This is a genomic window from Undibacterium sp. WLX3042, assembly GCF_049544825.1.
GTDB lineage: Bacteria > Pseudomonadota > Gammaproteobacteria > Burkholderiales > Burkholderiaceae_D > Undibacterium.
The window spans coordinates 3,523,753-3,548,917 of the sequence record NZ_CP186698.1; the positions used below are offsets into that span (position 1 = coordinate 3,523,753).

General features: G+C 46.3%; 21 protein-coding genes. 11 read left to right on the forward strand and 10 right to left on the reverse strand.

Annotation, left to right across the window (positions count from 1 at the left end; genetic code table 11):
* Window positions 1–5: 5 nt before the first annotated feature.
* The 11 genes from ACPAOP_RS16005 (at window position 6) to ACPAOP_RS16055 (ending at window position 11,495) form a co-directional block, all read left to right on the forward strand.
* A complete protein-coding gene (locus ACPAOP_RS16005; protein WP_423708673.1) occupies window positions 6–1,187 on the forward strand; it encodes a hypothetical protein in 1,182 nt (393 codons plus the stop codon).
* The gene (locus ACPAOP_RS16010) at window positions 1,184–2,374 is read left to right on the forward strand and encodes a glycosyltransferase family 4 protein (protein WP_423708674.1); all 1,191 of its coding nucleotides are present in this window, start codon (window positions 1,184–1,186) and stop codon (window positions 2,372–2,374) included. Before ACPAOP_RS16005 ends, ACPAOP_RS16010 begins: the two co-directional genes overlap by 4 nt.
* A 112-nt stretch (window positions 2,375–2,486) precedes the next feature.
* Window positions 2,487–3,512, forward strand: a complete 1,026-nt coding sequence (locus ACPAOP_RS16015; protein ID WP_423708675.1) for an acyltransferase family protein — start codon at window positions 2,487–2,489, stop codon at window positions 3,510–3,512.
* A gap of 21 nt (window positions 3,513–3,533) precedes the next feature.
* Window positions 3,534–4,667 (forward strand): N-acetyl sugar amidotransferase, encoded by a 1,134-nt coding sequence (locus ACPAOP_RS16020; RefSeq protein WP_423708676.1) that lies wholly within the window; start codon window positions 3,534–3,536, stop codon window positions 4,665–4,667.
* On the forward strand, window positions 4,664–5,278 hold the full coding sequence (gene hisH / locus ACPAOP_RS16025; protein ID WP_423708677.1) for an imidazole glycerol phosphate synthase subunit HisH: 615 nt from the start codon (window positions 4,664–4,666) through the stop codon (window positions 5,276–5,278). Before ACPAOP_RS16020 ends, hisH begins: the two co-directional genes overlap by 4 nt.
* 3 nt (window positions 5,279–5,281) lie before the next feature.
* On the forward strand, window positions 5,282–6,073 hold the full coding sequence (locus tag ACPAOP_RS16030) for an AglZ/HisF2 family acetamidino modification protein (protein ID WP_423708678.1): 792 nt from the start codon (window positions 5,282–5,284) through the stop codon (window positions 6,071–6,073).
* A 12-nt stretch (window positions 6,074–6,085) separates the two neighbouring features.
* Window positions 6,086–7,114, forward strand: a complete 1,029-nt coding sequence (locus ACPAOP_RS16035) for a polysaccharide biosynthesis protein (protein ID WP_423708679.1) — start codon at window positions 6,086–6,088, stop codon at window positions 7,112–7,114.
* A complete protein-coding gene (gene wbjC, locus ACPAOP_RS16040) occupies window positions 7,115–8,218 on the forward strand; it encodes a UDP-2-acetamido-2,6-beta-L-arabino-hexul-4-ose reductase (protein ID WP_423708680.1) in 1,104 nt (367 codons plus the stop codon).
* A gap of 2 nt (window positions 8,219–8,220) precedes the next feature.
* On the forward strand, window positions 8,221–9,357 hold the full coding sequence (gene wecB / locus ACPAOP_RS16045; protein ID WP_423708681.1) for a non-hydrolyzing UDP-N-acetylglucosamine 2-epimerase: 1,137 nt from the start codon (window positions 8,221–8,223) through the stop codon (window positions 9,355–9,357).
* A 105-nt stretch (window positions 9,358–9,462) separates the two neighbouring features.
* Window positions 9,463–10,281 carry a hypothetical protein gene (locus tag ACPAOP_RS16050; RefSeq protein WP_423708682.1) on the forward strand — a complete coding sequence of 273 codons (819 nt, stop codon included), beginning with the start codon at window positions 9,463–9,465 and terminating at the stop codon, window positions 10,279–10,281.
* Between the two features lie 17 nt (window positions 10,282–10,298).
* A complete protein-coding gene (locus ACPAOP_RS16055) occupies window positions 10,299–11,495 on the forward strand; it encodes a glycosyltransferase family 4 protein (protein ID WP_423708683.1) in 1,197 nt (398 codons plus the stop codon).
* Window positions 11,496–12,074: 579 nt separating this feature from the next.
* Here ACPAOP_RS16055 and ACPAOP_RS16060 read toward each other — a convergent pair.
* The 10 genes from ACPAOP_RS16060 to ACPAOP_RS16105 all read right to left on the reverse strand — a co-directional run bounded on the left by ACPAOP_RS16060 (window position 12,075) and on the right by ACPAOP_RS16105 (window position 25,162).
* The gene (locus tag ACPAOP_RS16060; RefSeq protein WP_423708684.1) at window positions 12,075–12,866 is read right to left on the reverse strand and encodes a DNA adenine methylase; all 792 of its coding nucleotides are present in this window, start codon (window positions 12,864–12,866) and stop codon (window positions 12,075–12,077) included.
* On the reverse strand, window positions 12,814–13,023 hold the full coding sequence (locus ACPAOP_RS16065; protein WP_423708685.1) for a Com family DNA-binding transcriptional regulator: 210 nt from the start codon (window positions 13,021–13,023) through the stop codon (window positions 12,814–12,816). The genes ACPAOP_RS16060 and ACPAOP_RS16065 overlap by 53 nt, the downstream gene beginning before the upstream one ends.
* A gap of 125 nt (window positions 13,024–13,148) precedes the next feature.
* Window positions 13,149–13,370, reverse strand: a complete 222-nt coding sequence (locus ACPAOP_RS16070; RefSeq protein WP_423708686.1) for a hypothetical protein — start codon at window positions 13,368–13,370, stop codon at window positions 13,149–13,151.
* Window positions 13,363–15,240, reverse strand: coding sequence for a hypothetical protein (locus tag ACPAOP_RS16075; protein WP_423708687.1), 1,878 nt, complete (start codon window positions 15,238–15,240; stop codon window positions 13,363–13,365). Before ACPAOP_RS16075 ends, ACPAOP_RS16070 begins: the two co-directional genes overlap by 8 nt.
* Window positions 15,237–15,623, reverse strand: a complete 387-nt coding sequence (locus tag ACPAOP_RS16080; protein WP_423708688.1) for a hypothetical protein — start codon at window positions 15,621–15,623, stop codon at window positions 15,237–15,239. Before ACPAOP_RS16080 ends, ACPAOP_RS16075 begins: the two co-directional genes overlap by 4 nt.
* The gene (locus ACPAOP_RS16085; protein WP_423708689.1) at window positions 15,620–15,982 is read right to left on the reverse strand and encodes a hypothetical protein; all 363 of its coding nucleotides are present in this window, start codon (window positions 15,980–15,982) and stop codon (window positions 15,620–15,622) included. The genes ACPAOP_RS16080 and ACPAOP_RS16085 overlap by 4 nt, the downstream gene beginning before the upstream one ends.
* A 1-nt stretch (window position 15,983) precedes the next feature.
* Entirely contained in the window at window positions 15,984–17,147 is a 1,164-nt protein-coding gene (locus ACPAOP_RS16090) for a hypothetical protein (RefSeq protein WP_423708690.1), read from the reverse strand.
* A 17-nt stretch (window positions 17,148–17,164) separates the two neighbouring features.
* Complete coding sequence (locus tag ACPAOP_RS16095; protein ID WP_423708691.1) at window positions 17,165–20,809, reverse strand: hypothetical protein; 3,645 nt, start codon at window positions 20,807–20,809, stop codon at window positions 17,165–17,167.
* A 1-nt stretch (window position 20,810) separates the two neighbouring features.
* Complete coding sequence (locus tag ACPAOP_RS16100) at window positions 20,811–21,212, reverse strand: hypothetical protein (RefSeq protein WP_423708692.1); 402 nt, start codon at window positions 21,210–21,212, stop codon at window positions 20,811–20,813.
* Window positions 21,209–25,162 carry a hypothetical protein gene (locus tag ACPAOP_RS16105; protein WP_423708693.1) on the reverse strand — a complete coding sequence of 1,318 codons (3,954 nt, stop codon included), beginning with the start codon at window positions 25,160–25,162 and terminating at the stop codon, window positions 21,209–21,211. The genes ACPAOP_RS16100 and ACPAOP_RS16105 overlap by 4 nt, the downstream gene beginning before the upstream one ends.
* Between the last annotated feature and the right edge of the window lie 3 nt (window positions 25,163–25,165).

Sequence of the window (25,165 nt, forward strand, 5' to 3'; positions counted from 1 at the left end):
GTAAAATGACCGAATCTATCCGTCTGGCTCGCCGGATGAACCTTGTATATCTGGTTCTGTTCCCCGGTTTTTTTTTGTATCACACCTTGGCCACATTGGAATATATACCTAGTTTTTTAGGTGGCTATTCTTCTTTGATGGCACTACTTGTTTTGCCGGGAATCTTTTTTGTCTACTTACACCGATATTCAAATTCGGTACGTCCGGCGTTCACTCTCAACATTATCTATTGGGTATTTTTACTTTATTACTTGTGTATTGTTGCGCTTAATATCGCTATCGGTACCGACATGGAAGTGGCTGTGCCGCAGTTAGGCATTATTTTGCAATTCGGCGTACTTTACATCTTTGGATCTCTATATCAGCACACCAGCGAAAAAGCTTTGCGCACGCTGCTGATTTCATTTTCGGTGATGACATTAATTGTTTTGTTAAATATCGAAGATGGTGCATTTCGCCTTGTGCCTGCTGAAATAGAGCTGCAAGACGATAAGCTCGCAAATCACCAAAATTACGCTTTCGTTTACAGCCTTGTATTTTTGTACCTGTTATCGACGATCCCTTCTGCAAAAAAACGCTTCCTGACCTTCCTGGTCGGGGGATTTATATTATTCGTGATTGGCGCGCGTTCGGAATTTATTGGCGTTTTTGGGGCATTTGTCGTGCTGGAGGTCGCAACGTCGAAATATCGCGGAACCATTTCGATCATTTTCGTCGCAATGCTTGTTGGCCTATATCTGGCAAGTGACTGGATTGCTGAGGAATTTCCGAACAACAGAAACGTGTTTCTATTTGGCGATTTTGAGGGGGACGTCTCGCGTCTGGCTCGTGCTTACATGTTTGAGCAGGGTATGAAGACAATTTATGATAACCCGATTTGGGGCGATTTCGCTAGCTACGAATTGGGACACCATATTCATAATGGCTTGTCTGCTTGGGTTGATTTGGGAATTATCGGATTTATCGTTTATGCCGGATTAATTGCAGTTCCATTGATTTATTTGCTAATGAATTTCAAACGGAAAAGTGTTAACCCCGATTATCGTCTGGCTTTGTATTTGTTTGTATTAACAGCATTTCTGGCATTGACTTCCAAGCACTTTACTCACCAGATTTTTCCGATCGCACTCGGCACTTTTGCACGCTATTTGAACGTAACTATTCCTCGTTTGGGCCAATCAAAATGAAAATTTTTATGCTTTGTGAATTCTATAACGAGAATTTGGAATATCAGGAAAATTTACTGGTTAAGTATTATCGAAAGCATGGTCATGAGGTCACAGTTGTGACTTCGACATTTGAGTCAATTTTCGATTACTACAATGATAAACATGATAACTCGGTACCTGAGAAAACATACTATGATCATGGCGCCAAAATTATCAAGTTACCGTACAGATATAACCTGCTTAATCGCCTCAGAGCCTACAAAAAATTAGACCAGATTCTGAAGGAAGAAAAACCGGACCTGATTTATCTGCATTGCATCATGTTGAATCTTCTGGAGTGTATCGACTATCTGAAGCGTAATCCTGGCTGCAAGATGATTATGGATTACCACGCAGACTATAGTAATTCCGGAAAGAATTTTCTGTCTTTGAAAATTTTGCATGGAGTAATTCGCAAATATTTTCTCGACCGGGCGTTACCTTATTTATCCAAGATTTTCCCGATTGTGCCGGCCGGAGCAAAGTTTTTACACGAGGTCTATGCAGTACCGTATGACAAAATGGATTTATTACCGCTTGGTGCAGATACGGATCTCGGGTCTGCAGTTCGCGAAGCGGGCGCTCGTCGAAAGCTGCGGGAAAAGTATCAAATAGGGGACGATAAAATTGTGATTGTTTCCGGAGGAAAACTAGACCCACTTAAACGAACCGAAGAGCTGATAGATGCGGTATGTAAGATAAACAATCCGAATATCTATTTAATCATTCTTGGCCAGGCCTCAGGAGTGCACGCCGCATATGGTGCAATGCTGGAAGAGAAAGCCTCTCAAAACAAAAACATAAAATTTGTTGGATGGCAAAATTCAGTTGGTGTCTACGAGCATTTCGACATGGCGGATTTCGCTGTTTTTCCGGCCAGCCAGTCGATATTGTGGCAGCAAGCTATCAGTATGAATTTACCTTTGGTGGTCGGTGAGTGGAGTTCATTTACCAATTCCAGGCAAGAGGTATCGTATTTGAATGAAGAAGGAAATATTTTAATTATCAACCCTCAGAAGAATATGCAAGACGAGTTGATTGAAAAAATTAACTATTTAGCCCTGAATGATGGTGTGCGTTCAGATATGCGTGAAGCTGCAGGGCGGGTTACAAATAAAATGTTGAACTGGAATAATTTGATAAACAAAACACTAGCATTTAACTAATGTAGTGGTTTTGAGGTATTCCATCATAAGTTTACCCCGATCATGCCTCAAAATTACTTTTATTGAGGCTATTCTCTGAAATATTTATGATTCAGACACAAATTAATAAAAAATGAATGATGCAATGAAAATAAGGGTTAATAATTTTGACCTTATAAGGTTATTGGCAGCATTGCAAGTTGCAGTCAAACATTGCTTGGTTCATTTTGAGGTCGGTACTAACTATATTGATTTCTTAAGCATATTTCCTGGGGTACCCATATTTTTCTTTATTAGTGGTTTTTTAATATTCACGTCATACAAGAGAAGTAAGCTACTTTATAATTTTGCGGTTAACCGAGTACTACGGATTTTTCCCGCACTCATTATCTGTTGTTTTGTATCTATTGGCCTCGCCGCAAGTACTGGGTTTCTGACCACGGAAATTATTTTCAACCAGAAGTTTTTTATATGGGTGTTAGCACAGTTGAGTATCGTCCAGTTTTATAACCCGGATTTTCTGCGTCAATATGGTGTGGGGGTTATGAACGGAAGCTTGTGGACAATTTCCGTTGAATTACAGTTTTATATTATTACGCCAGTACTTGCTTTTCTGGTGTTGAAAAAAAAATGGGTGTGGGCAGCATTGCTAGTGACGGGTGTTGCCGCAAATTTAGCCATGCCATTTGTACCTGGTGAATTTTTTGCTAAATTATATTCAGTGAGTTCGATACCCTGGATATATATGTTTATCGGAGGAGCCTTATTTACTGAGTTGCCTAAATTGCAGGAAAAAATTCTGAATGCAAACTTATGGCTTTTGCTATTTTTGTATTTGCTCAGCTGTTTTTGCACAGTCCGTTTTGGTTTGGGATCTTTGGGAAACGATATCGGGCCGGTGAATTATCTGCTTCTGGTTTTGCTTATTTTTAAATTGGCATTTTCACAGCCGGGCCTATCTGAAAAAATCCTTAGAAAAAATGATATCTCCTATGGCATTTATATTTTTCACATGCCGATCTTGAACTGGGTGATGTACAAGCATGCATATTCCAATCAGGCATCAGTAGCATTCGTATTATTACTCACTATTTGTGTGGCCATACTTTCATGGTTTTTGATCGAAAAACCAGCTCTTTCATTAAAAGAAAAATTATAGAAGTAACTTATCGGCAGGAATATGTCTAAGAACTACTGTATTTGCAGTAATTGCATTATGGATACTAGCGATTCAAATATAACCTTCGACGAGAAGGGATTGTGTGATTATTGCAATAATTATTACAAAGAAATTCTTCCTCATTGGCACCCGGATGCTACTGGAGAAAAAGAACTTCTAGGGATAGTCGATAAAATCAAGCGGGATGGTAAAGACAGGGAACACGACTGTCTGATCGGGCTCAGCGGTGGGGTCGATAGTTCCTACGTTGCCCATGTCGCAAAAAAATATGGGTTGCGTCCATTGCTGTTTCATGTTGATGCAGGCTGGAACTCCCAGGAAGCGGTCAACAATATCGAAAAACTGGTCGATGGTCTGGGTTTTGACCTTCATACCGAAGTCATTAACTGGCAGGAAATGAAGGATTTGCAACTGGCTTTTTTTAAAGCACAGGTGCCTCACATCGACACACCGCAGGATCACGGTTTTTTTGCTTCTACATATAATTTTGCCGCGAAAAACGGCTTTAAATATATTTTGAATGGAGGAAATTATTCTACCGAATGCGTACGTGAACCACTGGAATGGCACTACCATGCGTCTGATTTACGACAATTAAAAGATATACATCAAAAGTTCGGCAAACGACCCCTGAAGACCTTCCCTTTATGTGATATTTTTACATATAAAATTTATTATAGATTTGTAAATAAAATTCAGGTCATCAAACCACTCAATTGCGTTCCGTTCATTAAGGAAAAAGCAATGCAGGAGCTGGTGGATTTGTACGGTTGGCAGAAGTATGCCCATAAGCATTATGAATCGAGATTTACCCGATTCTACGAAGGTTATTGGTTACCGACAAAGTTTGGTTTCGACAAAAGAAGGGCGCATTTTTCCAGTCTGATTCTTACCGGCCAGATGACCCGCGACGAAGCGCTGTCAAAAATTGCTGTTAAGGCTTATGACGATGAAACCTTAGCCCAGGACTTTGAGTACGTTGCGACAAAGCTGGATTTAACGGTTGATGAGTTGAAAGAAATTATGCACGGTGAGAATAAAACTTATCGTGATTACAAATCCAATATGGCGGTAATTGATTTGGGGGCGAAGGTATTGCGCGCTCTTGGAATTCAACGGGCGATTATCCGATGATCAGAATCATTGATTATGGTTTGGGTAATGTGAGTGCGTTTGTCAATATGTACAAGCGCATGAACATACCCGCGCTGCCGGCAAAATCTGTTGACGATTTACGCGATGCCAGCAAGCTGATTTTGCCTGGCGTCGGTGCGTTTGATCATGCCATGTATTTGTTAACAAATTCAGGTATGAAAGACATGCTCGACCAAATGGTAATGCATGAAAAAGTGCCAGTACTCGGGGTTTGTGTTGGAATGCAAATTTTAGCTAACGACAGTGAGGAAGGTATTTCGAAAGGACTAGCTTGGGTGCCCGGACATGTAAGGAATTTTAATACGGCTTTGCAGGATCGTTGTCCTCCTCTTCCGCATATGGGCTGGAATAACGTTGTTCCCAAAACCGACGATCCATTATTTGATGGCATGGCGGAGAGCATGCGGTTTTACTTTCTGCACTCATTTTATTTTGATTGCCTGGATCCGGAACACAGCATTGCTACTGCAGAGTATGGAATCAAGTTTAGTTGCGTAATCCGTAATGAAAATGTGTATGGCACCCAATGCCATCCGGAAAAAAGCCATCATTTTGGCGCGGCGTTATTGAAGAATTTTGCAAACGTGTGAGCTATGCTGAGACCTCGAATTATTCCCTGTTTGCTCGTGCATGAAGGTGGACTGGTTAAAACTGTTGGATTTAAAAATCCTAAGTACGTCGGTGATCCCATCAATGCAGTCAAGATCTTCAATGAAAAAGAAGCCGATGAGCTGATTGTCCTGGATATTGATGCATCAGGAAACGGCGTTGAGCCTGATTACAAACTGATTGCAAACCTCGCAGCAGAATGTCGCATGCCGCTGTGTTATGGCGGGGGCGTCAAGACCAAGGAACAGGCAAAAAGAATTATCAGTCTCGGTGTAGAAAAAGTAGCCCTGAGTTCCGTTTTTTTTGAAAATCCCAGTCTGGTGTCGGAGTTGGCAAAAGATGTCGGCAGTCAGAGTGTTGCCGTCGTTCTGGATGTAAAAAAACATATTTTTGGAAGTGATTACAGCGTATATACCCATAACGGGAAAGTAAATACGAAAAAAAATGTTATCGATGTCGCCTTGCAGATTCAGCAACTGGGGGCGGGCGAAATCATCATTAATTCCATTGATCACGATGGAAAAATGCACGGCTATGACTTGGCATTGGCAAAGAAAATCCGAGATATTGTGAAAATACCAATCACTATTCTGGGCGGGGCAGGCACTTTAGCTGATATTGAACAATTGATTGAAACTTGCGGTGTTGTCGGTGCTGCTGCCGGTAGTCTTTTTGTGTTTAAAGGCCCATTTAAGGCTGTTTTAATCAATTATCCTAATATCAGCCAAAGAGATGAATTTATCCGGCGAGCTCTTAAACGAGATCTGGACTCTTAACGCGATTTGACTATGTTTAAAGACAAAATTTTATTGATTACCGGTGGAACCGGTTCGTTCGGTAATGCGGTGCTGCGCCGTTTTCTGGAATCCGATTTGAAAGAAATCCGTATTTTCAGTCGTGATGAAAAAAAACAGGATGATATGCGCAAGCGCTATAACAATCCGAAACTGAAGTTCTATATCGGTGACGTGCGCGATTATCAGTCGGTATTGAATGCCGTGCGTGGCGTGGATTACATCTATCACGCAGCAGCACTGAAGCAGGTGCCTTCCTGTGAATTCTATCCGCTGGAAGCGGTTAAAACGAATGTGCTCGGTACTGAGAATGTACTCGAGGCTGCGGTCAGCTCCGGTGTTAAACGGGTAGTCTGTCTGAGCACCGACAAGGCCGTATATCCGATCAATGCCATGGGTATTTCCAAAGCCATGATGGAAAAGGTTGTGGTTGCCAAATCGCGCGGCACTGAAAGTACAGTGATCTGTGCAACCCGTTACGGTAATGTGATGGCTTCCCGAGGCTCTGTTATTCCATTGTTTGTCGAGCAGATCCGCGACGGCAAGCCGATTACCATAACCGACCCGGAAATGACGCGGTTCATGATGACGCTTGATGATGCGGTCGATCTGGTTTTGTATGCATTCGATAACGGAAACCCGGGTGATATTTTTGTACAGAAAGCACCTGCCGCAACAATTCACACTTTGGCTCAGTCCCTGGTGCAATTGGTTCATAAACCTGAGCATCCAATTAATGTGATTGGTACCCGTCATGGCGAAAAACTATTTGAAGCCTTGCTGAGTCGGGAAGAAATGGTGGCTGCTGAGGATCTGGGTGATTACTACCGTATTCCTCCGGATTTACGCGATTTGAATTACGGCAAATTCGTTGAGCAGGGGGAGCACAAGATTTCCGGTGCGGTCGACTACAACTCTCATAATACAACTCGCCTGGATGTTGAGGGCATGAAAAAGCTGTTGCTGAAATTGCCGTTCATTCAAGCTCAAACCCGTGGTGAATACCTTCCTCCGGAGGCGTAAATGCGTGTTCTGATTACCGGAGCCAATGGATTTATCGGCAAAAACCTGTTGGTGCATCTGCATCAAAAAGGGATTGAAACGCTCAGTTTCACGCGTGAGATGAAAATCGCAGATTTGGCGTCGGATATTGCCGCGGTCGATTTCATCTTTCACCTGGCTGGCGTGAACCGGCCAAAAGACCTTTCTGAATTCGAAACCGGAAACACAAGATTAACCGAAGAACTTTGTCAGCTCGTCGAAGCGTCCGGAAAACAAATCCCGATTCTTTACACATCTTCGATTCAGGCGGATCTGGAGAACCCTTACGGGCTCTCCAAGCGTGGTGCTGAAGATGTGTTGAAAGCATTTGCGCTCAAGACTAACTCGCCAGTCTATATTTATCGCTTGCCGAATGTATTCGGCAAGTGGAGCCGGCCCAATTACAACTCGGCAGTAGCGACCTTTTGCCACAATATTGCCAATGATTTACCTATTCAGATCAATGATCCGAATGCGCGTATTTCTCTGGTGTATATCGATGATGTGATTTCGAGTTTTGTTGCCAATCTGGATCAGCCAAATTCCGGTGTTCATTTCCCGGCAATTCAGCATAACTACTCGATTACAGTCGGCGAATTAGCCGATCAGATCAGATTATTCAAGGAAAGCCGCAACAGCCTGGTGTCAGAGGCCGTAGGCACCGGTTTGACGCGTGCATTGTATTCGACTTATCTGAGTTTTTTAAAGCCTGAACAATTTGCATATCCTCTGGTCACGCATGCCGATCCGCGCGGGCGGTTTGTGGAATTTTTGAAAACCAAAGATTCTGGTCAGTTTTCTTTCTTTACAGCTTTCCCTGGCATTACGCGCGGCGGACATTATCATCATTCCAAAAATGAAAAATTCCTGGTTATTCAGGGAAAAGCCCGCTTCGGTTTCAGACACATTGTAACCGGTGAATATGTTGAAAGATTCACTGATGGTGCTGTACCGGAAGTCGTAGAGACAGTTCCCGGATGGTCGCATGACATTACCAACATTGGTGATACCGAGATGATCGTTATGCTGTGGGCCAATGAAATTTTTGATCGGCAGGCGCCTGATACGATCAGTCACAAGGTTTGATTATGAAAAAATTGAAAGTGGTTTCTGTGGTCGGAACCCGGCCAGAAATTATTCGTTTGTCTCGCGTTCTGGCGCAACTGGATCAGCATTGCGAGCATATTCTGGTTCATACCGGCCAGAATTATGACTATGAACTGAATCAGGTATTCTTTGATGATCTGGGGATTCGCAAGCCTGATTATTTCCTGAATAGCGCAGAAGGCAGTACTGGTGCTGCGCATACGATCGGCAATCTGATTATTGCGGTCGATCGTGTGCTGGACGAGGTCAAACCGGAAGCGGTGCTTGTGTTGGGCGATACCAATAGCTGCCTGTCGGTTATTCCTGCAAAGCGACGGAAAATTCCTATTTTTCACATGGAAGCTGGTAACCGCTGTTTCGATCAGCGTGTTCCTGAAGAGACCAACCGGCGAATTGTAGATCATACTGCCGATATCAATCTGACCTATAGCTCGATCGCAAGAGAGTATTTGCTGCGCGAAGGTTTGCCGCCAGATCAGGTTATCAAGACCGGTAGTCCTATGTTTGAGGTACTGAACTACTATCGCCCTCAAATCGAGGCATCTGCAGTGCTGAGCAAACTGGACCTGCAGGCTGGTCAGTATTTTGTGGTAAGTGCACATCGTGAGGAAAATATTGAGTCCGCTCAGAGTTTCTCTAAACTGGTCGCCGTATTGAATGCGGTTGCTGAAGAATATGGTTTGCCGGTGATTGTTTCAACGCATCCTCGGACTCAGAAGCGGATTGACGCTACCGGCAGCAAGTTCAATGCACTGGTTCGTCTGATGAAACCGCTGGGTTTTCACGACTACGTCAAATTGCAGTTATCTGCCAAGGCGGTTTTGTCCGATAGCGGAACGATTAACGAAGAGTCCTCGATCCTGAATTTTCCTGCGCTGAATTTGCGCGAGGCTCACGAGCGTCCGGAAGGCATGGAAGAGGCCGCTGTCATGATGGTGGGTCTGGAAGTAGATCGGGTAAAGCAGGGTCTGGCGATTTTGAACAGTCAGTTAAGCGGCACGGAACGCAGCCTCAGGCTGGTAGCAGATTACAGCATGCCGAATGTATCGGAGAAGGTCGTACGGATTATTCATAGCTATACCGACTATGTGAATCGAGTTGTTTGGAAGAGATATTGATCTTCCAATAAAAAATCAGGCACACTGAACTCTCCAGTGAGAGATCGTACAATTTTTGTCGTTGCAACAAAGGGCGGCGATTTCGAGAATTTGGAGAAGATGATGATGAGTAAAAAATTTATATTTTTAACCTTGAGTTCTTTTATTGTTTGCAATTTAAGCTTGGCCGCCGATCATCAGCCGGGTTTTATTGTTACTCAATCGTTAAATTACAAAAATAAAGTGGACTTGAGTGAGTTTGGAGTTCCTTACACTCCAATACTTTATGAGTCTTCAATTTTGCCTTCAGTAAAATCGGATCAAATGGTGTCTGACCAAGAGTTACGAACGCTCTTGGAACAGACGCCTGCATCGAAATTACCAATAGTCATCGATATCGAAAGATGGCCTGCAAAGTTTGGTGATGTTGGTGGCAACAAGTCGTCTTTGGCCAAAGCTACAGATGTGATTCAGAAATTGAAATCGCTGAAGCGTGATCTGAAATTCGGATATTACGGCGTGGCACCAATGCAAACTTACTGGCCGCTGGTCAACCCAAGACAAGCGGATCAACATCAAAAGTGGCGAGAATATAACGAACTTGTCAAAACGGATTTCGCTCCGTTCGTAGATGCTATTTATCCATCTTTGTATACCTTCTACGAAGATCAAAATGGCTGGAAAACCTATGCTGTTGAAACTTTGCGCCACGCTAGAAAATTCAATAAACCGGTTTATTGCTTTTTATGGCCAAAATATCATGAAAGCAATCGCCGTCTGAAGGATTCTTACATTCCCGCCGATTATTGGCGCATGGAATTGGAAACTTGCAAAGCGAATGCTGATGGCATGGTCATCTGGAATTATGAGCCCAAGAAAGAATGGGATCCGAATGCGGACTGGTGGAAGGAAACATTGAAATTTCTGAAAACCTTAAATCAATAACTTGAATTGATTGTTAAATGAAAATTGCTTTAATCGCCGATGTTTTTCCGCCGCTTCGCTCGTCTGGTGCCGTTCAGCTACGTGATCTGTCGATAGAGTTTGCTCTCCAGGGCCATGAGATTGTGGTAATGATTCCTTCGTCGGATATTTCAGCACCCTGGTTGTTGGAAGAGTTGCAGGGAGTGAAGGTACTTCGTTTGCGGGCACCGAAAACCAAAGATATTTCTTACGTCCGCCGGACTATTAACGAATTCCTGATGCCGTTCTCAATGCTCAGAAGTTTGAGGGGGAGTCCGTATGCGAATACAAAATGGGATGGTGTGGTCTGGTATGCACCAACCATTTTTCTTGGGCCTATCGCCAAAGCGCTGAAAATTGCCAGCAATTGCAAAAGTTACCTGATCATCCGAGATATTTTTCCTGAGTGGGCGGTTGACATGGGCTTGATGGGGCGCGGTTTGCCTTATCGCTGCTTCAAAATGATCGAGCGTTACCAGTACAGTGTTGCAGATATGATCGGGGTTCAGACCCCTGCCAACCTGCCGTATTTTGACCGTGAACTTGGTCGGGCCCATGGGAAGACCGAAGTTTTACAGAACTGGCTATCTCCGGCAGACAACACCGGCTGCACCATCGACATTGCCAAAACATCGCTGGCCGGCAGAAACATCTTTGTATACGCCGGCAATATGGGAGTTGCACAGGGGATGATGACTTTGCTGGAGCTGGCAAAAGATGTGCAGGACCGGAAAAATATCGGCTTCCTGTTTGTCGGGCGCGGTTCGGATGTGGTGCAGTTGAGAGAGTATGCTCAGCGAAATGCCTTGGAAAACGTCTTGTTTTTTGATGAAATTGATCCGACCGAAATTCCTGGCCTATTTGCCCAGTGCCATGCCGGTATAGTCGCCCTGGACCCGCGCCATAAGACCCATAATATCCCCGGCAAATTCCTGACCTATATGCAGGCCGGATTGCCTGTAATGGCTTTGATTAATCCCGGTAACGATCTGGAAACCCTGATCAGGCAGAACCGGATCGGCAGCGTTTGTCTTGACAGGTCTATTCCAAATTTGAAAATGAGTTTGTTTGCGTTAGTGGACGAATTGAGTAATGCAAACGAAATTGCCGGTCGTTGCAAAATAATTTCGGAAGAGTTGTTTTCTACGGATGTCATCGTCAGGCAAATTGTTTCGAATTTAGGTCAAAATGGCTGAAGTTTTCGTTATGCTGCGAGTTTGTTAGGGGAGGGGGATACTGCCCCAAATCAAGTTTCAGCTAAGTACTGTTTTTTCAAATTGACACTTAAAACCGGCATCTCCTATACTTGTGTAAACCTCCCCCAATCAGTGCCAGGTATTACTAGAGTTTTGAGGTTGATGAAATAATCGGTATTCAACAGGTGTCATCCCGTTGAGCGAATCATGTGGACATTGCTCGTATGGTTCTTTCTTTTTGCGAGGTTTTTTCGTGGTCATCGTATCGGTCATGGCAAATCCCTTTCGGTATTATTTCATGACCCCGGTTCACACAGAAATTCTTACAGGCTCCAAAAATCTAATGTAGTTCCTTACGGAATCGCGCAAGATAGTTTTCTAGGTGCCAAACCGCTTAAACCAAAACCTCCTGAGGGTGGATCGTCAACGACGCCAGCTAAAGCACCGAATCAGACGAAAACAACTAAGTAAGTTACTAGAACAAAATAATCTTCTAACTTCCACAGACTCTACGACATGATGTCGTTTTTAATAAATGAGAAAAGCTACTTCTTGTGGCTTTTCTCATTTCTATATGAATTAAAACAAGCTATCCATAATAGATGGTTCCCAGTTCATAATCACCAGCTCCTGACTTGTTTGAGGTGTGCCGTGGGCATTAGATACGCTGTACTTGATATCCAGCTCCATCATCGTTAAACCGTTAAATACTTCCCTGATCGCCGGATGGTCATTGATACTGACCATCACTTTTCCTTTACAGGTACGCATGAACTCCGCCATTTGCTCATACTGTTCAAAGCCAAAGTCGACACCATATCCCTCGGTCTCCCAGTATGGCGGGTCACAATAAAAGAACGTGTGGGCGCGGTCATAGCGCTTCATACAGTCTTGCCAGCTCAGGTTCTCGACATACGTTCCTGACAGACGCAGGTGCGCGGCGCTCAGATTTTCTTCAATCCGGCATAGGTTGATCGGTGAGCCAGTCGTGGCGGTGCCGAAGTTCTGGCCAGACACTTTACCGCCGAAGGCATGCTGTTGAAGATAGTAAAACCTTGCTGCTCGCTGAATATCTGTTAGCGTCTCTGGCTTCGTCATCTGCTGCCATTTAAATATCTGACGGCTGCTGATCGCCCATTTAAACTGCCGGACGAACTCTTCCAAGTGGTGCTGTACGACGCGGTAAAGATTGATCAGCTCACCGTTAATGTCGTTGACCACCTCGGTAGCTGCTGGCACCGGCCTCATAAAATACAATGCTGCCCCACCGCAAAAGACCTCAACATAGCACTCATGCTTAGGAAACAATGGGATCAATTTATCGGCTAAGCGGCGTTTGCCGCCCATCCATGGGATTATCGGACTTGTCATACGGTATTACTCCAATTGGCGCTCTCGGCTGCTCTGGATCGGCGCTCTCGGCGCTCAATTGGTTAATTACTTTACAGCGTGGACATTTGATAATAATCCGGCTGAATTTACCTATTCCTAACTTTTTGTGGCAATTACCACAACGAATATCCTGCATTTAACGCCCCTGTGCTAAGATTCGCCGCCTCCGTACGGGGTGGCAGAGCCTTTGGTTTGTGCGCAGGTAGTGCTGCAATCAGATGGCTTGGCCAGTGTTCCCGCACTGACCAGGTCGCTCTGTTCTTAAACTTCAATCACTTGCACCGTTAAATCCGGTGCCTGTCCCTCAATTACTCCATCACGGATAAATACCTTTTGTCCGACTGCACCATCACCACGTACCGTTAAATACGCTCCGCCGGGCAACTGAACGACGCATTTTCCGGTTTCTACAGTAACAACAGTTCCGACAAATAATGGGTAGTCTGGTATCAGGTCTTTGAATACCTTGAATAAGTTAGCCATGAGTACGTACCTCTATCGTTTGCCGCACCTTGGCATCATTTCCAGATGCATTGATTGCAACACCTTTAACGATGCCCCTTACCGTATTTGAGTCAACGTATCGGACAAAACTGCCGGGTTCAATAATTCCTGTTTCTGCGAGCACCGGCAGGCTTAACGAATAGAGCGCGTTACGTCCGGTTTCTGCTAATGTAACTATTCCTCGTTGTCTTGCTGCAATTGGGCTGGTAATCAAGGCATCCGTGATCATCGGTGCTAACTTATCACCCGCTGTACCTTGGCGTTTAACGTAGCCAAGAATACCGGCGCTGTTCGATCCACTTATATAAACAGAGTTATAAACCGGGTTATCTGTCCAACTGACTGCTTCTTTTGTCACAACGGCGGATGGCAGTTCAATGTCGGGCGTCGTGCTATTCCAGTTCCATGGCGCACTCGGATACTTGGCACGGACTCTCAATATTTGAGCGACCGGATCAGGCTGGATAAATGCTCCGGCAGCAGCAGCTATTTCATTCACGGCAGACATATACGTACCGTAGTGGCTCCAAGCTCCGGCAGGAACCAGCCAATCTTCAATGCGCCAGTCAACTTCCCAACCCAGTGATACACCATTGAGTTTTAACGCATCGTTCATCAGTTGCTGTGCAGTTCTGTCTGTACTATTGGCAAACGTTAAAGTTGGACTATATTTATCCGACAGCTGCGCGGATATTCCACGGCCAGACACAGAAATAGTCGCTTGACCAAACTGCCTGTCACTTTGGATATCTTCCGCGATCAATTGATAATGCTGTCCATTCACTTTGGCGTCCAAAATAACAATGTCGCCGTTTGAACCTGGTTCGACCAGCGACATAGCTGATCGCGGTAACGATGCCGAAAACGACCACGTCCAGCTGTCCATATCGATTTTTAACTGCAACGATGTCGCTGGCAGCAAATAGTTTCCGTCTACACGACGTAATTCAACTTCATTTAACACGATATAGCTCCGTTTAACAGGGACAACAATTGTTTGAACAAATGTTGGCGTCCGGCGAAAAATCAGATCCCGATAATCACCAAACGTTTCATAAAACAGCAGTAGCCCGGATGGTGTATAGTCCGGCGTTACTACCGGTGGCACGGCGGGCTTTGATTTACCGAGCGGAGCCTTTCTTGCATCCTGGTGTCTGGCTGACGCTTGATCATTTAACGTAACAGCGACTGACATCCGCTTACCAATAACCTGCGCATGTCGTATCGTTTCTGCATGGCGGTGGATTGATTGCGGACGCGACTGCGTTAGCATGACCTGGTGCGATACCGTTACTTTTTCTGCAATGGCAACTGCATTTTGGCTTTGGCTAGAGATTGATAAGCGTGACGAACCGAGCATTTGCTGCCACCGGCTGATAGCCCGATTAATGGTGTGATTGGCATTTTGAATAATGATATTGTTGTCGGTACGGGACGCGGCCAAGCTATGTTTAATCGTCGACTGCATACCTGAGATAACATGGCTGGCCGGATTCCACGTCACATGGCCAACAGACCGTTCTGGCAGATTTTCTGCATGTTGGCTGCGGTTGCTGACTGTATGACGATCTGCTACTGACCAATGATTCGCAGCTTTACCGACAACTGGCCTCGACACACCGGACACATACTGCAAAGTACAGTCGCTCGACAGCGGGGATAACGTGATGTCTGCCTGTGCTTCATATTTGATGGTCTGCTTGAATAAAATCTCTGCAGACAATGCTGGTAACGTCGCATCAATGACAACAGAAACATTTAACGCCGGATCTGTTTCATCGTTAAACAGCAGCTCCGCCGGGTTACCGATCGGAGGTTTTCTGAATACGAAATTACCATCAATGATCATCGCAATTTCGCAGATAAAACCGACACTTCACCGCCTTCGTACAGCGTCGTTTTTGACAGCCGTATATCACCGGTGCCGTTCTGATCGCTCACGTCAGCATCGAATGCAATATCGCCGTTTGCGTTGAAAATTCGCGCCCATGTCGCCGTACCAGTCTTCAATACCAACCCGGCATTACTCGCGCTTAATGTCAAAACGCGAGTATCGACAACGCCTGACGGTTTATTCAGGACAATTTCGACCAGCACGTTACCCGCAGCGATTCCCCAAAGCGGACGCGCCCCGTCATATACACGGATTCGCGCATTGCCAGCGCCGGTGTCCAAGTTGGTCAATACTGCAGTTAGTCTGGCATTGGCAATATCTGTCGATATTTCGATCATGTCATCAGCTCCGGCACCAACCCATCGGCAATCACAGCACGGTAATTCTTGGTGTGGTCGTATGTGACGACGGTATAAACGACCGCAGGATTGATGTTTAAAAACTGATATGCGCCAGTGACAGGGTTGCTCCAAACCTCACGAATGCAGATACTGTCTCGCTCCCGTATCAGCCTGACACGGCGACTGACAGCAACGTCAGGAGATCCCTTGACTTTGGTAGTTCCGGTGATTTTTCCATTTCCTCCATCCTGCATGTCCGCAATATTTTTAACATCGTCCATCAGTATGAATTTCGGGACAGTAACTACTGGCAATCTGACTGGCGTAAAAAGCTGGATCATTGAAAATAGCGCCATATCATCTCCACGGGCCAGTAATGTCGACCGCTGCGTATCCACCATTATTATTGGCATAGTGCAACAGCATCGTCTTACCGATCATGCCAACAACACCAGTGATTTGATCCTTATTTGCAAACGTATTGGTCGTGACATTATTTGCAATAAAGTAGTAACCAGGGCATATCCCGCGCAGTGCGGTACCACTATTTTCTAAAAAATACAGTGGGCTGAAATACACACCGCCATCGACGGGATTGGGATAGGCTGGCGTGTAAGCAAGCGCATTATTTCCAGATATCCAACTGGTGTTATACATCGTGAACGCGGGTGAGGATTTTGACATCTGTACAGCAGTACCAATACCAGTGTACGAACGTGGCATGTACAACTCATTTTTTGTAATCTCACTCAGCCATAAATTAGCATTGTTCGTTGGGCTGTTAGCAGCCTGATCAGATGGCATCCCAGTTAAAATACACGCATACGGATCTGGCGTTTTTAGCGTTGAAATATCACCAAACGTGGTCACCTCATTCGCCATCGAACCAGCTGAATACGTCCTGATAAAGATAAATGACCGTGCATCTCCAACTAAGATCCACGATCTGGTCACCGCATCTGCAGAACTACTTTTTGTCCAATATGACCCGCCGGTGCGCTGTGCTGATGTTGGAAATGGGCCAGTTCCTGTATTAATGTCAGTCATCGTTTCATAGCCAACGACGCGGCTAGATCTGGTCGCCGTATCATCCACACGTAATACGCAACCTGTCGCTGCCAGATCGGGTGATTTATATGTAGCGAGGTTCGTACCCACAAATGGCGATACCCAACCTGCTGGAGCCTGTTTAACAGTGATCGTGCCGGTCGCAGACTGATCTGTCACCGATGTTGCAAATGAGATCGATGTCGTTGTAGTTGCAGTGACGCGCTGCTCACCGTTTAACGCCGCTGGCGTCGCCCCGGCGACCAGGATAACGCTTCCAACTACTGCGGAGTGCCCGGTACTGATGTTGAGCTTTGCAACACCACCAGTGACAGTACAGGTGTCGACGTTTTTCAAACCAAAGCCATTAATCAGGCAGGCGTTGAGCACATTAATCAATGATCCGGCCAGTCCGTTTAACGTCGGTGCGCCAGTCATTTCAGAGTGAAAAAATTTTACGGATGTATCAGCCATGTTTGCTCTCGTTTCATTTATGGTCTATCGATATCGCCACGCACAATCAGCGTGAATTTGTCGTCGGTCGCTGTCGCAGGTCCTTGCAAAATGGTACGGACGACCCACACCGGAAACTGCGCCCCGACGGTGTTAAACCGCAGCACATTGCCGATTGCCCAGCCGCTTCCCCAGCCCAATGCGCGGATCGTGAAATAAGGGGTATTGGATGATGGGTTTATCGGTGCGCAGTCTGTTCCGGTCGTACCCACAGCGATAACACCGACGTGTTCACCGATTACCTGGAAGGCGGTACTTCCTGTGAAACGGATTGCCCAGCGCTCGGTTAAAGCACCACGGTTCGTCACTTCGATGGGTGCCAGCACATTGTTGTAGTTCGCAACGCTGCTGTCGCCAATTGGGGTGTCTGACCATTTATCTGTCCATGTGACCTGATCGAACAGTACCGGTACACGCGCCGCTATATCACCGACGACCAGCGCACTGGAGATATAAGAACCGATGGGGTATGCGTGCGTCAGTGGGCGTGTCAGGGCAATCGTGCCGTCGATATTGACTGAGCGGATCAGTGCCATGTCTTCAATACGATCTTCAATCGTGATCGGTTGGGCGTAACCGGCGACATCGTTAAATGTGACCGTACCGGCATCCAGATCGGTTGTGAATCCAGTTATTACCGGCGCATTGTTTTTATCTGTGATCCGTATGCGGGACAGTCGTACACGGCCAGCGTTATATACCTGGCCGTTGCTGACGGTAACTGGGCCGCTGTTATGCGTATGTCCGACCACAGCGAAACCACCAGCTCTGAAAATCGGTACACGTCCGTCGGATGGGAGCCGCACAGGGTTGAGGCCGAGGATGTTCTGATCAAGCGGCAAGTATGAATAGCCGACAGCGTTATATCTGAACGTATCGGCCTTCGCGGCCCTGGCAGCAACGTAAGTCAGACCAGCGATGCCAAGATAGCTTAAATTAATCACGCCGGGCATATTTGCTGATGTATCCGGCACTTTCACACCGAAGCGCAATGTCGCAACACCGGTGGTGTAGTTGACTGTTCCGTAAATGCCGAGAGCATCGTTGATGATTTTACCGTCGGCATTCGGCGTGACGCTGAATGTCGTATCGTCTTGCAATGTACCGTTCAGCGTGAATCCGCCGTTAAACAATGGTGATATGGCGGTTCGGAATGTAATTGCGTCCACGAGTGACGATATTCCAACTGTATTGACACCCAAGATATTAGAAACGACGGGCGAAGTGTTGGCGTCCCATGACGTTAACACCATACCGTATCGCTTACCGATGACGCCCATCGTCCCGCATACGGTTCCGGCACCCGTTGACGGGATAATATCTTTGACGATAGTGGCATCGGCTTTGACCATGTGGCGCTTACCATTCAGAATAAAGCCGTCTGGTACGTAGTCTGATTGCAGAAATAGTTTGTTGAATGGGAAGGTAATGGTCGCTGCAGATCCTGTGCTTCCGGAGTAACTATATTTCGCAACGCAAATATCGCTTGTCGTCCACCACGGATTTTTGAAAGCGTTGAAATTTTCAGGGTTAGCCAGAATAGTTAAATCAGCAGAACCTAATGCAAAACCGGCGCTGACATAGGTTGATACAGATGTCGTTGTTCCGGATGACTGAATATCGCCAACCTTAATAACACTTCCAGTTTGTTGAAGCGCTTTGTAATTAGGAGCCTGTTTAACCAGCGTAACGACGCCTGTTGAGTAGTTGATAGAACCGACGTTAAGAAACTGGTTCACAACCGGAACATGGACACGGACATTACCGTTGCCGTCATCGGTCAGTATTTCTGTACTTTTAAAGGACAGTGCACTATTTAACGGTGCGTAGTAGCCATCCCATGGAATGCTCACATACACTGCCAACATCAGCGTTGCTGGCGTTACTGCGCCTGGCAGTGCGATAGTCCAGTGGTCACCGCCGTCCGTCATCCCGGCAACATCACCCTGTACCGACACAGTCTCAGTATTAGCCAATGTGATCACAGTGCCGGCAGCTGGTAATATGTTCGGTGAAAACTCAAAACGACCGGTTGCATAGTCCACCTTACCGGCAGCATCACCCGTCAGTTTTCCGTCCAGATCGATAGCGGACTTACTCGCCCCAGAAACATTCCACGTTAAATTTACAGTACCAGGCTTGATTGCGGTGCCGAGTTCAACTACGCGAGAAAAGCGTTTCTCTATGGGAGTCATACCAGTCGGCACCAATTCCGCGATGCTGGTGTCACCGTTGCTAACCCACTGTACAATCAACTCACTTCCCACGTCAGGCAATGCGCCCAATGTCGCTGCAACACTACCCGTCGCATAATTCACCTGGCCAGCGCCGACAGAGCTGTCAAAACCACGTAACGCGCCAGTACCGTCATCAGTCAGTACATACCAGCGATCCAGCGCCCGGTAACTGACAGATACTGATCCTGCAGCTGGTACCGCATCGATGGACATGACGTAATTAAGTCGCTGACCGGCTTTTGTCACTGGGATACCGATAGACATCGTGACTTTTTCAGTTGATGACGCCGGTGTATAGGTGTAAGTGATCTGTGTTGCAGTGGTACCAAACACGTCATTCGACAGCGATAAAATGCCATTGTCGTAATCAACGGTTCCCACAGATACTGTGCCGTTTTTTAACGTCCCACCTGCATCTTTGAGCGTGATCGGTCCTTGTTTAACGCTTAATGATCCGGGCAGTATTTTCCCGCCGATATACAGTTGATTGGCCGATGAAAAAATAGTATTTCTGGTTTCGGTAATGTCTGATCCTGCTTGTGCCAACGTCGTTTTGCGCTGATTCATACGTGAATCAATAATCGGAACCTCGATTTTTGTACTCGGCACCAGCTGTGTAAAAATTGTTGAGGCATTGATGACTGAATCGCCAGTGCTGACCGCGCTGGTCGACAAGGCTGTACCGTAGTACCGCGCCGCGTCAGCAACAATCGTTGAATAGATTTTTGTCGCCGTTAAATATGCCGTTTTGTCAGGACCTTTGCGCGATGCTTCAAAGCCAATGTAATCGTTTATCAGCGAGTCGCTGATTGTCATCAGTATTTCAGCTTTTTTATATGTGCCATCGGAATCTATAAATGTGCGAATACGAGAAGTGACATCGGTCACACGGACAAACTGTTCATAGGTATTGGCACTACCTTCCCGCATCGTCAAACAGAATGTGTCCCCAACCACGGGCAAGGCTGCATCGACATCTTGCAACACTGTGACCGTCTGCTGGCCCCCAATATGATCGCCAAACAGATACCCAGCCAATGCCTGAGCTTTTGATAAATACGATTCAATCCGTCCTTTAGCGCTTGTACGGGTATCAAACATATCCCCAGTTGAAAACAAACTGACGGAGACGCGCGGATCTGCTGGCGGCTCTGCAACGATGATGTTTGCACCGTAATAGCCGTCGGTATTGTCTGTCCTGATAGACGGAAATACCTTGCGCATATTGACGCGGCCACCCGCTCTGTCCAGCTCTGAAATATCAGTAAATATCCCGTTGCTATTACCATCATTAATGACGACGGCCGTTGGTGATCCGCCTCCTTCCGGCACATCTGCCATGACTTGAGAGGCAATGATCTGAACGTCGCTTGAAAGAATTGTCATATTAAATTTCCATCATCTTTAAATTCACTACCCACCAGCTATCCATGTCATAGCTCGCCATTTCCGTTACCGGCGTTGCCTCTAATGCAGGCGGCTCATCGTGTCGAAAAACGACGTTAAATACCCGTTCATCGTCTAAAGTCAGTTGCAATTGCAATCCCGGAATTGCTGCCCACATACGCAGCTTTTCAACAATTGCTCTGGTAATCCATGCCATCTCGGCACTGGGCGGTTGTAACGTGATTGGTCGTCCTGCCTGGCGTACCGCGTTATCAATAATCAGCGTACCGGTTAAGCTGTACTCTTTGGCAGATGAGACTGGTGACCAGGAATGCTCATCTGTCCATCGCATATCGTGCGATAGCGTTAAACCTTCATTGGTCGTTAAATTTTTCAGGATCATGATGCAACGCCTTTGGCTTTTTTCAGTAAATCCAGAAACGCTTGTTCGTTCCCGGCCTCCATCGTCATCGGAATATTTTTACCGGCACTATCTGTAAAGTTGACCTGAATTGTTTTACTTGGCATGGTCGATCCCTGCGTAACCATTTGCTCTGATATTCTGGGTGACATGCTTGTATTGCTGATTTGCTGGATCAGTTGTTTTGACAGATCGGAAACAGTCGGAGCGCGTCGATATTGATCTGCCTCTTTTGCTGTTAAGACTTTTTCATCTTCATGCAGCTCTGCGACGTAACCGTCATAAGGCACACGATCTAATCCTGTTTTATGTGATCCGACTATTTTCATGCCAAAGCCGTAGCGTGTACCGCCACCGAAGCCACCGGTACCACGGTCACTGCCGTCATTCAATCCGCCGCCTTGCATCTTGTCTAACAGGACTCTTGCGCGGTTATATGCCCGCATGATCGAATCCGCACCAGCATTTGAAAAAGCACCAGCATTCATCTGATACATCTGCAGATTAGCGGCTGCTGCTTCATACGCGGTCTGTGCGCGTTTCAGGTTTTCTGCTGTGACAGGGATATTGACGCCGTGATCAGAGTCCCAGAGCAGAGTCGCAATATCGTTATCTGTGACACCCGCAGTATGATTAATGGCATCATTTTTACTTTGCTGAGCCTGAATTTCACTGGTAATACGGCTATTTCTTTGCGATACTGATTCATACGGTTCAACGCTTCTCACGCCATCGACACCACCTGTTTCGCGGCCACTACCTCCTACGGTTGTTACTCCTTTGGATACGCCTTGTGCAGAATCCAACCTGTCTTGAGCCGTTTGAATACCTTGCAGTGCTTGTTCTGTACGTTTCGCTTCAGCAGCAAATTCAGCCGCTGCGGCAGCCGCTCTTTTTTGTTCTTCTGTCATACCAGCAAACTTCTTCGTCAATTCGTCCGCTGATTTATTAGCATCGCTCAATGATGTAACGAGCGGTTTAATTGCATCTGATGCAGTACGAGCACCGGTTGAAACATCACCTGTATTTTTTGCCAGATCCTTAGCTTGCTCAGAAGCGACTTTCACGGTATCGACAACCAGCTTTTGCTGCACTACCTGCTCTTCGACACTGAGCGTTATTTTTTGCTGTTCTGAAAGCGCTTGTCGCGCCCAATTGACAGAGTTCTCAGATTCTCTAACCTGGTCAGCCAGTGCTTGTGCTTTTTGCTTTGCTTCTTCCGCACCTTCTTTCCCAATCTGTAACTCCAACTCTTTTTCTGCATTTAATTTTTGCTGCAACGAAATTAGCAATCGATGCGATGCGATAGCAACATCGTAGGATGCCTTGGCTTCCCGCGCTTTTTCAGTAGCTAAGTCTTTATTGAGTTGTGCCAGTTTTAATTCTTCTTTGGCTAATGCCGCTCCTTCTTTCGAGTAATTGATCTGTTTTACCATCACATCTAGAGATGCACGGCCAACTTCTGTCTGTGCTTTGATCATATCCAGATGCGAACGCGCAAGATCGACTTCTGATCTGGCGATCTCTGCTGCCCGTTTTGCCAGCCTTGACAGTGCAGCTTCTGCGCCGTTGGCTTTTTCTTCTATTTCACGCAATGCGCGAGACATCGCATCGCCCGAAATCACGCCTGCTTTTTCCAGGCGTTGAACTTCAGCGATCAGATCTGCGTAGTCTTTATCTGTCTTTGCGACTTTTAACGATTTCTCAAACAGCTCGTCAAATTTAATGCCTGCTTCGATCAGCGCAGGCTTAATATCGCCGGTGACTTTTTTAACGTCTCCCAGCGAATCACCGATTTGCTTGAGTTCGGCCAACGTTTTGGCAGCATCAATGCCTTTTGAAAATGCATCGCTCATGACCGATGCCGTGGTTTTTGTACTGCTGCCCAGGGCAATGACACTGGCTTTTGCAACGTCAAATTCTTTATTTAACGGTGCAAGTCGATCCTTGCCAGCCAGCTCGACTAATTTCAAACCGGCATCATTGATTGCTTTGGTAAAGTTGGCAGCATCATCACTAGAGAGTCGCTGTAATTTGGCTTGCAGTTGCCCCAGTTGCGCTGTACTGAGTTGGCCAGCGGCCTGCATATCCTTTAATTTGCCATTGAGAATTTCAGATTGATCAGCGAATTCTTTGGTATAGGAGCCGTTTTTTCTGACGGCCTCTGCCATTTTTAACACCTCAGCTTCGGCTTTACTGAAGTCAGTCACTTGCTTTAACTGTTGTGTGTAAAGCTCGGCTTCACGCAATGATTTTCTGTATTTGCCAACAGCACTTTCACCACGGGCGAATTGATCAACGGTCTGATCCGCAAATCCGATCATATTTTTACCAGTCTCTTGCAGACTATCGCCCACGCCCTGGATCGCTTTACCCCAATCTTTATTTATATAGGAAACCATCTTACCGAACGCAGAAATGATTCTCCCTACGATGTCGATAGCAGCACCGCCCAGACCAAAGATTGCAGCTGTAATAATATCGATGCCGTCTTTTAATCCAGCCAGCGCCAACGCAACTGTTCCGATCAGCAACTTAATTATCTGACCGAGTAGAGTAAATTTGTTACCAGCTTCATCGGTGTAATGACCCAGCGTTAAAATCTCAGATGCCACATTGATGATGTAACCAAGTAAATCAAGAAAGCCTTTACCCAGCGCAGACAGAGTCGGATAAATCTCTCCGATCATGCCTAAAACGGTATTGAGCGCATTCCCCATAGCAGAGCCAAACGTCGTTACACCCTCAGCAAAGAGGCGTGACGATGCACCAGACCTGTCAATTCCCTGGGCTGTGGTATCAGCGACTTTGAGAAAGTTGGTAGCTGAATCAACTAATGCTCCATACGCAGGAAGTAGTTTGGAGCCGATATCATTAGCCAACTCTTCTTGGTAACGCTTCAAGGACTGAACTTTTTTACCGACGGATTCCATTGAGGCTTCATACGCGCCGTTCAACTTCTCAGCTTGTCGCAATGATTCATCCATCACTGCTTGTGCTTTTTGCTTCTGCGTCAGCTGGTCGACCGTTTTGCCAATTGAAATAGCGAATTGCTGTTCTGCGGCCTCAACATTGACCGTTAAACCCATATACCGCAGACCGACCGTATCAAGTTGAGAGATGTTGGTGATCAGCCGTGTCAGTGTCGCTGATGAATTTTCACCGGTCACCACGGCCAGATCCTGCGCTGCCCGCGCCAGTTTGGCCACTTGAGACACCTGACCTTCAGCAGTCGGTCCGATCTCTAAACCAGCCTGGATCATTTGCGTAATAGATTCGCGGGTGCCTTGGGTCGTAATGCCTAAGCCTTTGACTTCTTTTTCGTATTTCCCTATCTCTTCTGCGCTGTATCCTGCATTTTTAGCGACAACGTTCATTGTGATGCCGAGTGTCTCGGTGCGGGCGGCATACTCTGCGGACTCTTTCAACCCATAAGCGACAGCCAGCGCTGTAAATGCTCCGATCAAAGCGCCGACGTTATCCTTCACAAAACTCAATCCAGTCGATACAGCAGCGGCCTGCGGCCCCATAACGCCGAGCGCTTTATTGAATACGTCGCCACTGCCAGCGGCATCCGTGTTCTTTTCTGCGACACCGCGTAACTCGGCATTGAGTCCGGCTAATTTCGTCCTGGTGGCATCGGTGACGGCTTGCTGTTCTTTTGCTGATAATGTGCCTGCATTGGTCAGTTGCTGATGCGCTGCAGTGACCTTGGCAATTTCAGCGCGAACTTCTGCGAATGAGCGAACGCCTATGGTTTTATAGGCATCGGCTTCAGTTCGCAGCTCGGTGAATCCCGCTTTGCCAGCTGATGCGCTTTTGCCAGCTGCCTGCGCAGACTCTCCGACCTGACCAAGCTCTTTAGCTAGGGCGGTGACATTTTCCAGCCCTTCAACAAAGCTCTTGATTTTGAGTTCAAGTACCGATGGCATTTA

Coding starts and splice junctions, on each gene's coding strand:
- ACPAOP_RS16005 (WP_423708673.1), top strand. CDS start 6: ATGACCGAATCTATCCGTCTGGCTCGCCGGATGAACCTTGTATATCTG.
- ACPAOP_RS16010 (WP_423708674.1), top strand. CDS start 1,184: ATGAAAATTTTTATGCTTTGTGAATTCTATAACGAGAATTTGGAATAT.
- ACPAOP_RS16015 (WP_423708675.1), top strand. CDS start 2,487: ATGAATGATGCAATGAAAATAAGGGTTAATAATTTTGACCTTATAAGG.
- ACPAOP_RS16020 (WP_423708676.1), top strand. CDS start 3,534: ATGTCTAAGAACTACTGTATTTGCAGTAATTGCATTATGGATACTAGC.
- hisH (WP_423708677.1), top strand. CDS start 4,664: ATGATCAGAATCATTGATTATGGTTTGGGTAATGTGAGTGCGTTTGTC.
- ACPAOP_RS16030 (WP_423708678.1), top strand. CDS start 5,282: ATGCTGAGACCTCGAATTATTCCCTGTTTGCTCGTGCATGAAGGTGGA.
- ACPAOP_RS16035 (WP_423708679.1), top strand. CDS start 6,086: ATGTTTAAAGACAAAATTTTATTGATTACCGGTGGAACCGGTTCGTTC.
- wbjC (WP_423708680.1), top strand. CDS start 7,115: ATGCGTGTTCTGATTACCGGAGCCAATGGATTTATCGGCAAAAACCTG.
- wecB (WP_423708681.1), top strand. CDS start 8,221: ATGAAAAAATTGAAAGTGGTTTCTGTGGTCGGAACCCGGCCAGAAATT.
- ACPAOP_RS16050 (WP_423708682.1), top strand. CDS start 9,463: ATGAGTAAAAAATTTATATTTTTAACCTTGAGTTCTTTTATTGTTTGC.
- ACPAOP_RS16055 (WP_423708683.1), top strand. CDS start 10,299: ATGAAAATTGCTTTAATCGCCGATGTTTTTCCGCCGCTTCGCTCGTCT.
- ACPAOP_RS16060 (WP_423708684.1), bottom strand. CDS start 12,866: ATGACAAGTCCGATAATCCCATGGATGGGCGGCAAACGCCGCTTAGCC.
- ACPAOP_RS16065 (WP_423708685.1), bottom strand. CDS start 13,023: ATGCAGGATATTCGTTGTGGTAATTGCCACAAAAAGTTAGGAATAGGT.
- ACPAOP_RS16070 (WP_423708686.1), bottom strand. CDS start 13,370: ATGGCTAACTTATTCAAGGTATTCAAAGACCTGATACCAGACTACCCA.
- ACPAOP_RS16075 (WP_423708687.1), bottom strand. CDS start 15,240: ATGATCATTGATGGTAATTTCGTATTCAGAAAACCTCCGATCGGTAAC.
- ACPAOP_RS16080 (WP_423708688.1), bottom strand. CDS start 15,623: ATGATCGAAATATCGACAGATATTGCCAATGCCAGACTAACTGCAGTA.
- ACPAOP_RS16085 (WP_423708689.1), bottom strand. CDS start 15,982: ATGGCGCTATTTTCAATGATCCAGCTTTTTACGCCAGTCAGATTGCCA.
- ACPAOP_RS16090 (WP_423708690.1), bottom strand. CDS start 17,147: ATGGCTGATACATCCGTAAAATTTTTTCACTCTGAAATGACTGGCGCA.
- ACPAOP_RS16095 (WP_423708691.1), bottom strand. CDS start 20,809: ATGACAATTCTTTCAAGCGACGTTCAGATCATTGCCTCTCAAGTCATG.
- ACPAOP_RS16100 (WP_423708692.1), bottom strand. CDS start 21,212: ATGATCCTGAAAAATTTAACGACCAATGAAGGTTTAACGCTATCGCAC.
- ACPAOP_RS16105 (WP_423708693.1), bottom strand. CDS start 25,162: ATGCCATCGGTACTTGAACTCAAAATCAAGAGCTTTGTTGAAGGGCTG.